6 protein-coding genes and 1 tRNA gene are annotated in these 8,520 nt (G+C 60.7%); 6 read left to right on the forward strand and 1 reads right to left on the reverse strand.

Features of this window, described 5'->3' with window-relative positions; translation table 11 throughout:
- Positions 1-5 precede the first annotated feature (5 nt).
- The 6 genes from hflX to ACYAR8_RS22635 all read left to right on the forward strand — a co-directional run bounded on the left by hflX (position 6) and on the right by ACYAR8_RS22635 (position 8,364).
- On the forward strand, positions 6-1,307 hold the full coding sequence (hflX, locus tag ACYAR8_RS22610) for a ribosome rescue GTPase HflX (protein WP_463581115.1): 1,302 nt from the start codon (positions 6-8) through the stop codon (positions 1,305-1,307).
- A gap of 96 nt (positions 1,308-1,403) precedes the next feature.
- Complete coding sequence (gene hflK, locus ACYAR8_RS22615) at positions 1,404-2,585, forward strand: FtsH protease activity modulator HflK (protein WP_074891422.1); 1,182 nt, start codon at positions 1,404-1,406, stop codon at positions 2,583-2,585.
- A complete protein-coding gene (hflC, locus tag ACYAR8_RS22620; RefSeq protein ID WP_074891421.1) occupies positions 2,585-3,454 on the forward strand; it encodes a protease modulator HflC in 870 nt (289 codons plus the stop codon). The genes hflK and hflC overlap by 1 nt, the downstream gene beginning before the upstream one ends.
- Positions 3,455-3,744: 290 nt before the next feature.
- Positions 3,745-4,932 (forward strand): ATP phosphoribosyltransferase regulatory subunit, encoded by a 1,188-nt coding sequence (locus ACYAR8_RS22625; protein WP_463581116.1) that lies wholly within the window; start codon positions 3,745-3,747, stop codon positions 4,930-4,932.
- Positions 4,933-4,986: 54 nt separating this feature from the next.
- Positions 4,987-6,279 (forward strand): adenylosuccinate synthase, encoded by a 1,293-nt coding sequence (locus ACYAR8_RS22630; RefSeq protein ID WP_074891417.1) that lies wholly within the window; start codon positions 4,987-4,989, stop codon positions 6,277-6,279.
- 150 nt (positions 6,280-6,429) lie between these two features.
- Positions 6,430-8,364, forward strand: coding sequence for a methyl-accepting chemotaxis protein (locus ACYAR8_RS22635; RefSeq protein WP_074891416.1), 1,935 nt, complete (start codon positions 6,430-6,432; stop codon positions 8,362-8,364).
- Positions 8,365-8,432: 68 nt separating this feature from the next.
- Here ACYAR8_RS22635 and ACYAR8_RS22640 read toward each other — a convergent pair.
- Positions 8,433-8,519, reverse strand: a tRNA-Leu gene (locus ACYAR8_RS22640).
- Position 8,520: the final 1 nt, after the last annotated feature.

An 8,520-nucleotide genomic window follows, 5' to 3' on the forward strand; every position in this document is an offset into this window, starting at 1 on the left:
CTGCTTTGTTCTTTGAGCGCCACAGTGGTGGTGAGCGGGCGATCCTCGTTCACTTGGATGGTCAGGACCCTGAGGCGCGCGAAGATCCGCAGGAGTTCAGGGAACTGGCGCTGTCGGCCGGCGCCGACATTGTCTCGTTCGTCAACGTGCCAAGGCATCGGCCAACGGCCAAGTATCTGGTAGGCAGCGGCAAGGTCGAGGAATTACGCGACCTGGTCAAAACCGAAAAGTCAGATATCGTCATCTTCAATCATGTCCTTACACCCAGTCAGGAACGTAACCTCGAACGTGTTTTCGAGTGTCGCGTGCTTGACCGTACCGGCCTGATTCTCGACATTTTCGCCCAACGGGCGCGCACCCATGAAGGCAAGCTGCAGGTCGAACTGGCCCAGCTTGAGCACATGAGTACGCGGCTGGTTCGTGGCTGGACTCACCTTGAGCGTCAGGGCGGCGGTATCGGTCTGCGCGGTCCGGGTGAAACCCAGCTCGAAACGGACCGACGTCTGTTGCGCGTGCGCTTGCGTCAGATCAAGGGCCGGCTTGAAAAAGTCCGCAGTCAGCGTGATCAGGCCCGTCGTGGCCGCACCCGCGCCGACATTCCTACGGTTTCTATCGTCGGCTATACCAACGCCGGCAAGTCAACGCTGTTCAATGCGGTGACCGACTCTGACGTCTACGCGGCCGATCAACTGTTCGCGACCCTTGACCCGACCCTGCGCCGCCTTGAAGTCAAAGACCTTGGGCCGATTGTGCTGGCTGATACGGTGGGTTTTATCCGCCATTTGCCGCACAAGCTGGTCGAGGCCTTTCGGGCTACGCTTGAAGAGTCGAGCAACTCAGATCTGCTGTTGCATGTGATCGACGCTCACGAGTCCGACCGCCTGGAGCAGATCGAGCAGGTCATGGTGGTGCTGGGCGAGATTGGCGCCCAGGACTTGCCGATGCTTGAGGTGTATAACAAACTCGATCTGCTCGAAGGGGTTGAGCCGCAGATTCAACGCGATGCCGATGGCAAGCCGCAGCGGGTCTGGGTTTCTGCCCGTGACGGGCGTGGTCTGGATTTGCTCAAGCAGGCCATCGCCGAAGTGTTGGGCAATGACCTCTTTGTGGGGACGCTGCGCCTCACGCAGGAATTCGCCCGGTTGCGTGCCCAGTTTTTCAACCTGGGTGCGGTCCAGAGCGAAGAGCACGACGAAGAAGGCCAGAGTCTTCTGGCTGTTCGGTTACCCCGAGTTGAATTCAATCGCCTGGTGAGTCGCGAAGGACTGCAGCCGCTGGAATTCATCGAGCAACACACTTTGCAATAAAAGCCTGTCAAAGCGGTTGTACCGCTTTGACGGGCATTCTGTAGCATTGGTCGGCGCGCCGTGGGCGCGTCTTTGCTTTATCAGATGGAGAGCGCTATGGCTTGGAATGAGCCGGGTGGCAACTCGAATAATCAGGATCCTTGGGGTGGTAAGCGCAAGGGCGGCGACCGCAAGGGGCCACCGGATCTCGACGAGGCCTTCCGCAAGCTGCAGGAAAGCCTGAATGGGTTGTTCGGTGGTGGTAAGAAACGCAGTGGCGATGGTGGCGGCAGCGGCGGTGGATCGAGCAAGGGCGGTGGCCTCGGCCTGCTCGGCATCGGCCTTGTCGTGCTGCTCGCAATCTGGCTGTACAACGCAATCTATGTGGTGGACGAGCAGGAGCAGGCCGTAGTGCTGCGCTTCGGCAAGTACTACGACACCGTCGGGCCGGGTCTGAACATCTATTTCCCGCCGTTTGATCGCAAGTACCTCGAAAACGTGACGCGTGAGCGTGCGTACAGCAAGCAAGGCCAGATGCTCACCGAAGACGAGAACATCGTCGAAGTGCCACTGACCGTGCAGTACAAGATCACCAACCTGCAGGATTTCGTGCTGAACGTTGATCAGCCTGAAGTCAGTTTGCAGCACGCGACTGAAAGTGCCTTGCGCCATGTGGTCGGTTCGACCGCCATGGATCAGGTGCTGACTGAGGGTCGTGAGTTGATGGCCAGCGAAATCAAGGAGCGGCTGCAGCGCTTCCTTGACACCTATCGCACCGGCATCACCGTAACTCAGGTCAACGTGCAGAGTGCTGCGGCGCCGCGCGAAGTCCAGGAAGCGTTCGATGACGTGATCCGCGCCCGTGAAGACGAGCAGCGCTCACGTAACCAGGCTGAAACCTACGCCAACGGCGTGATCCCGGAAGCGCGCGGTCAGGCTCAGCGTATCGTCGAAGATGCCAACGGTTATCGCGATGAAGTGGTGTCTCGGGCCAAGGGTGAAGCGGACCGCTTTACCAAACTGGTTGCCGAGTACCGCAAGGCACCGGAGGTCACGCGTGAGCGTCTGTATCTGGACACCATGCAGGAAGTCTTCAGCAACACCAGCAAGGTACTCGTGACCGGCGACAAAGGTCAGAACAACCTGCTTTATCTGCCGTTGGACAAAATGATCGATAGCAGTCGTAACGGTTCCAACCCGTCTACCGCCGGCGGCGCTGCTGCTGCACCGGCAGATCCGGGCTCACGGGCAGCGGACATGCAACAGCAACGCGACACGCGCACTAGGGAGACTCGCTGATGAGCAATAAATCTCTGGTTGCCCTGATCGCCTGCGTCGTACTGGCCGTGGTCGCCTGGAACAGCTTCTACATCGTGGCTCAGACCGAGCGAGCGGTGCTGTTGCAGTTCGGTCGCGTTGTTCAAGCTGATGTTCAGCCGGGCCTGCACGTGAAGATTCCTTACGTGAACCAGGTGCGCAAGTTCGACGGCCGCCTTATGACGCTCGATGCACCGACTCAGCGTTTTCTGACGCTGGAAAAGAAAGCCGTGATGGTCGATGCCTATGCCAAATGGCGCGTGAAGGACGCTGAGCGTTTCTACACCGCGACATCCGGCCTTAAGCAGATTGCCGATGAGCGTCTCTCTCGTCGTCTCGAATCCGGTCTGCGTGACCAGTTCGGCAAGCGCACCCTGCACGAAGTGGTTTCGGGTGAGCGTGACGCGTTGATGGCTGACATCACTGCGTCGCTCAACACCATGGCTGGCAAAGAGCTGGGCATTGAAGTTGTCGATGTTCGGGTCAAGGCCATCGACCTGCCGAAGGAAGTGAACCGCAGCGTGTTCGAGCGTATGAGCACCGAGCGTGAGCGTGAGGCACGCGAGCACCGCGCCAAGGGTAACGAGCTGGCTGAAGGCATCCGTGCCGACGCTGATCGCCAGCGCCGCGTTCTGTTGGCTGAAGCGTATCGCGAGTCTGAAGAGGCACGCGGTGATGGTGATGCTCAGGCGTCCGCGATTTACTCCAAGGCATACGGTCAGGATCAGGAGTTCTACGCGTTCTACCGTAGTCTTCGCGCCTACCGTGAAAGCTTCGCGAACAAAAGCGACGTGATGGTGCTGGACCCAAGCAGCGAGTTCTTCCGCTATCTGCAAAAATCCAAGCCGTAATCGCATCAGCACCTGATCACTCCGCCGGGCGGCAAAACTGCCCGTCGGGGTGATCGCGCGACAAAACGTGTGTATGATGCGGCAGCCGGGAAATTCCCGGCTTTTTTGCGTCTGCACGATTGATTGGCCGTGGCGTGTTCCGTGCGCGGCAGTTTTTTCGAGGACGGTGTTCACGATAGGGCGGCGCATCGGGCAGAGGACATTTCCTCGCCCAGCGTCCGCAGAATGCTGTCTGCTTCACTCAAGGCTTGCCCAAGGGCCGGCCGCCCGGATCATAGGGGAAAGGCGTAATGGCAACGGTTGACCGCTGGCTGCTGCCGGATGGCATCGAAGAAGTACTGCCGCCGGAAGCTGCGCGTATTGAAGTCGCGCGTCGTCAGGTGCTGGATCTGTTTCAGAGCTGGGGCTACGAGTTTGTCGTGACCCCGCACATCGAATACCTCGAATCACTGCTCACCGGTGCGGGCCAGGATCTGGATCTGCGCACCTTCAAAGTGGTCGACCCGCAATCGGGTCGGCAGATGGGTTTCCGCGCGGACATCACGCCGCAGGTCGCCCGCATCGACGCACACACCCTGCGTCGCGAAGGCCCAAGCCGTCTCTGCTACGCTGGCAGCGTGCTGCATACCCAGCCGCGTGCATTGTCGTCCTCGCGCAGCCCGATCCAGCTGGGCGCCGAGCTGTATGGCGACGCAAGCCCGAGCAGCGACGTCGAAGTCATCAGCCTCATGCTGGCGATGCTGCAACTGGCGGATGTGCCGGAAGTCCATATGGACCTGGGGCACGTCGGGATTTACCGTGGTCTTGCCCGCGCTGCCGGGTTGTCCGGCGAAGTCGAACAACAGCTGTTTGATGCGCTGCAGCGCAAGGCCATCGACGAGGTCATTGCGTTGACCGAAGGTCTGCCGGCCGAGCTGGCCAGCATGCTGCGCGCGCTGGTGGATCTGTGTGGCGACCGCACGGTGTTGGCACAGGCGCGCGACCGTCTGGCGAACGCGCCGGCGCCGGTCATTGAAGCGCTGGATGATCTGCAGGAAATCGCCGAACGTCTCTCTGCCCGATTCCCTGAGCTACCGTTCTACTTTGACCTTGGCGAGTTGCGCGGCTACCACTACCACACCGGCGTGGTGTTTGCGGTCTTCGTCCCGGGTGTCGGTCAGTCGATTGCCCAGGGCGGTCGGTACGATGACATTGGTGCTGACTTTGGTCGTGCGCGCCCGGCGACGGGTTTTTCAACCGATTTGAAAACCCTGGTGACACGCGGTCAGGCGCAGATCGAGCTGCCGTCTGGCGGCATCTGGATGCCTGACAGCACCGATGCGGCGCTGTGGCAAAAGGTCTGTCAGCTGCGCGCCGAGGGTCAGCGCGTGGTTCAGGCGTTGCCAGGCCAACCGGTTTCAGCGGCGCAAGACGCCGACTGTGATCGGCAATTGATTCAGCAGGGCGAGCGTTGGCAGGTAATGCCGCTGGCCTCTTGAGTTTCCCCGCCGGCCGCTGCCGGCACCAAGTTTGCGCGAATGAGGACAAGTGTTATGGGTAAGAATGTCGTAGTCCTGGGCACCCAATGGGGTGATGAGGGCAAAGGCAAGATCGTTGATCTGCTGACCGAACATGCAACCGCGGTAGTGCGCTATCAAGGTGGCCACAACGCTGGTCACACGCTGGTGATCGACGGCGAAAAAACCGTCCTGCACCTGATTCCGTCCGGCGTCCTGCGCGAAGGCGTGCAGTGCCTGATCGGCAACGGTGTGGTCGTCGCGCCTGATGCACTCATGCGCGAAATCACCAAGCTCGAAGATAAAGGCATTCCGGTGCGCGAGCGTCTGCGCATCAGCCCGTCCTGCCCGCTGATCCTGTCCTATCACGTGGCCCTTGATCAGGCCCGCGAAAAGGCCCGTGGCGAGCACAAGATCGGCACCACCGGTCGCGGCATTGGCCCGGCATACGAAGACAAGGTTGCGCGTCGTGGTCTGCGCATCGGTGATCTGTTCCACCGCGAACGCTTCGCCGCCAAGCTGGGCGAGCTGCTGGATTACCACAACTTCGTTCTGGTCAACTACTACAAAGAGCCGGCGATCGACTTCCAGAAGACGCTCGACGAGTGCATGGAATACGCCGAGCTGCTCAAGCCGATGATGCTCGACGTGACCGCAACGCTGCACGAAATGCGTCGCGCTGGCAAAGACATCATGTTCGAAGGTGCCCAGGGTTCATTGCTGGACATCGACCACGGTACCTACCCGTACGTCACCAGTTCGAACACTACTGCAGGCGGCATTGCTACCGGTTCGGGGATGGGTCCGATGTACCTGGATTACATCCTGGGCATCACCAAGGCCTACACCACCCGCGTGGGTTCGGGCCCGTTCCCGACTGAACTGTTCGACGACGTTGGTGCGTTCCTGGCCAAGCGTGGCCACGAGTTCGGGGCGACCACAGGTCGTGCGCGTCGCTGTGGCTGGTTCGACGCCGTCATCCTGCGCCGCGCCATCGACGTCAACAGCATCTCGGGCATCTGCCTGACCAAGCTGGACGTGCTTGACGGTCTCGAGACCATCAACATCTGCGTGGGCTACAAGAACGAGAACGGTGCAGTGATCGAAGCGCCGACGGACGCCGATAGCTACATCGGCCTGGAGCCAGTGTACGAAGAAGTGCCGGGCTGGTCCGAGTCGACCCTGGGTGCCAAGACCCTGGAAGAGTTGCCTGCCAACGCTCGCGCTTACATCAAGCGTCTCGAAGAGCTGGTCGGCGCACCGATCGACATTATTTCGACGGGCCCTGACCGTAACGAGACGATCGTTCTGCGTCATCCGTTCGACTGATAAGTCGTTGAAGCGCAAACAAAGGGTCGCCTCGGCGGCCCTTTGTTTTGCCCGCTGAAAACTGCGCTGCACTGCGGCACGACCCTTGCTGTGATTCCACTTATAAAACGATGCCAGCATTTTGATGGCGTGTGTGGTGAGGGATCTCCTGTGTCGGCCGTTACTTCTCTTATGCGCAGTCGCTTGCTGCGGCCCGTATTCATTGCTCTTGGTATCGCCCTTCTGGTGCAAGTGCTGGTTGCCGTCGCTCTTACTCGGAGCACCGTCATTGCGCTCGAAGCTGAGCTTGCGTCGCGGCTGAGTGTAGATTCGCAACACTTGACCGGCGAACTGGAGCAGGCGAGCCGCGACGTAACGTCCAGTCTCGACAGTCTTTCGCAAAATACACGTCAGCGCTTGAGTGCCGGCCTGTCGACGCGCCTTAAGGATGAACAGAAGCAACTGCGTGCGACACTGGAGAAAGATCTTCGGGATTCGGCGACTGACATGGCCGAGTTGCTGGCTGCTGTCGCGCCGCGAGCGATGTGGGATGGCGATACGCCGACGCTGTCGGAGTTCGCCCGACGTGCGCAACGCAATCCGAACGTGCTGTTCGTGGTCTACGACGATGCTCAGGGCGAGCATTTGACGCGTTATCTGAATCGCGAGAATGAATCGGTCAAAGCCTTGCTGGCGAAAGGCGAGGGCGAGCGCGCCATGGACAAGGTCCTGAACGCAGCGCAGAAGGACCCTTCGGTTTACTACGTTGAAGCTTCCATCAGTCCCAACGGCGTGGAGATCGGCAAAGTTCGTATGGGTGTGTCGACCACCTCGGTAGAAGAAAATCTGGCGGCGCTGGACAAGCGCTTCGTTGCGCTGATTGGCAGCGGTGATCAACTGGTTTCGGAAAGTCTTGGCGGCGCGGCCGCCGAGAGTTCTGCCGCGTTGCGCTCGCGTCTGCAGGCGGCGCAATCTTCGGCCGCCGCGATGGCAGGCAATACCAGCTCCGCTGTGCAGGAGGCCGCGACCACGCTGCGCTGGAGAATCGGTGTCGGGCTGTCTCTGGTGGGGCTCGGCGTGCTGGTGCTGTTGGCCATCGTGCTGGGGCGCCGCGTCGTGCTGCGCTTGCAGTTGCTCAGCCGCGCGCTGGATGATCTGGCGGCAGGCGAAGGTGATCTGACCAAACGCGTAAAACTCAACAGCAACGATGAGATAGGCGACATGGCCGCGGCCGTGAACCGCTTTGTCGACAAGTTGCAGCCGATCGTTCGAGAGGCAGGGGATGTGGCGCAGCAGACTGGCGTCGAGATTGGCGCCATGAGCAAGCGCAATGCAGGTGCTGGCGCTGCAGCCGAGTTGCAGCGCGATGAGGTGGCTGCGAGCCTTCAAGCGCTGGCGCAGATGGCTGACGAAGCGCAGGCCGAGAGCCAGGCAATGCAGGCAGCGCTGCGGCAGGTGGTAGACATTCGTCAGGCGACCGATGAAAACACGCGCACCTCCAATCAGGTCGGTAGCTTGATCGAGGCGCTGGCCGGGCAGGTGGAGACCGGTGCCCAGGTCATCGAGCGGCTGGCGCAGCAAAGCCAGCAGATCGAAGTGGTGCTGGAAGTGATCCATGGCATCGCCGAGCAAACCAACCTGCTTGCTCTCAATGCTGCCATTGAGGCTGCGCGCGCCGGCGAGACCGGTCGAGGTTTCGCAGTTGTCGCCGATGAAGTGCGCGCGTTGGCGAGCAAGACGCAAAGCTCAACGGGCGATATCCAGGAGCACATCGCCAAGCTGCAATCCGGGGCGCGCGAAGCAGTGGCAACGATTGGTCTGGCCGGGCGTCAGGCAAAGGAAGGGCTCGCGGTGCTGAAGGACAGCGCTCGGCTGCAGCAATCGGTGCAGGTGTCTGTCGAGCAGGTGCACGCGGCGATTGGCCTGGCGACCCGGGCGGCAGAGCATCAGGCTCAGGGCGCGCAAGCGGTGCGGGGGCGGGTAGAGGTGATTCACGCCCAGGCCGAGAAGGCTGCGCAGGCCGTGGTGGAAACGACTGCCAGCGGCAAGACGCTGGACAGGCTCGCCGCCCAGCTCAAGGCCAGTCTGGGACAGTTCCGGGCGTAGGGACGGCTGGGGTTTATGGCAGACCCCAGAAAGCACAAAACCGAGCACTCGGCTCGGTTTTGTTTGTTTGGTGCCCAGAAGAAGACTCGAACTTCCACGACCTTGCGGTCACCAGCACCTGAAGCTGGCGTGTCTACCAATTTCACCATCTGGGCA

It is taken from the genome of Pseudomonas sp. HP_01, from assembly GCF_055284355.1.

Bases quoted from the DNA above. Each gene is read 5' to 3' on its own strand.
- hflK (WP_074891422.1), top strand. From the start codon at position 1,404: ATGGCTTGGAATGAGCCGGGTGGCAACTCGAATAATCAGGATCCTTGG.
- hflC (WP_074891421.1), top strand. From the start codon at position 2,585: ATGAGCAATAAATCTCTGGTTGCCCTGATCGCCTGCGTCGTACTGGCC.
- ACYAR8_RS22625 (WP_463581116.1), top strand. From the start codon at position 3,745: ATGGCAACGGTTGACCGCTGGCTGCTGCCGGATGGCATCGAAGAAGTA.
- ACYAR8_RS22630 (WP_074891417.1), top strand. From the start codon at position 4,987: ATGGGTAAGAATGTCGTAGTCCTGGGCACCCAATGGGGTGATGAGGGC.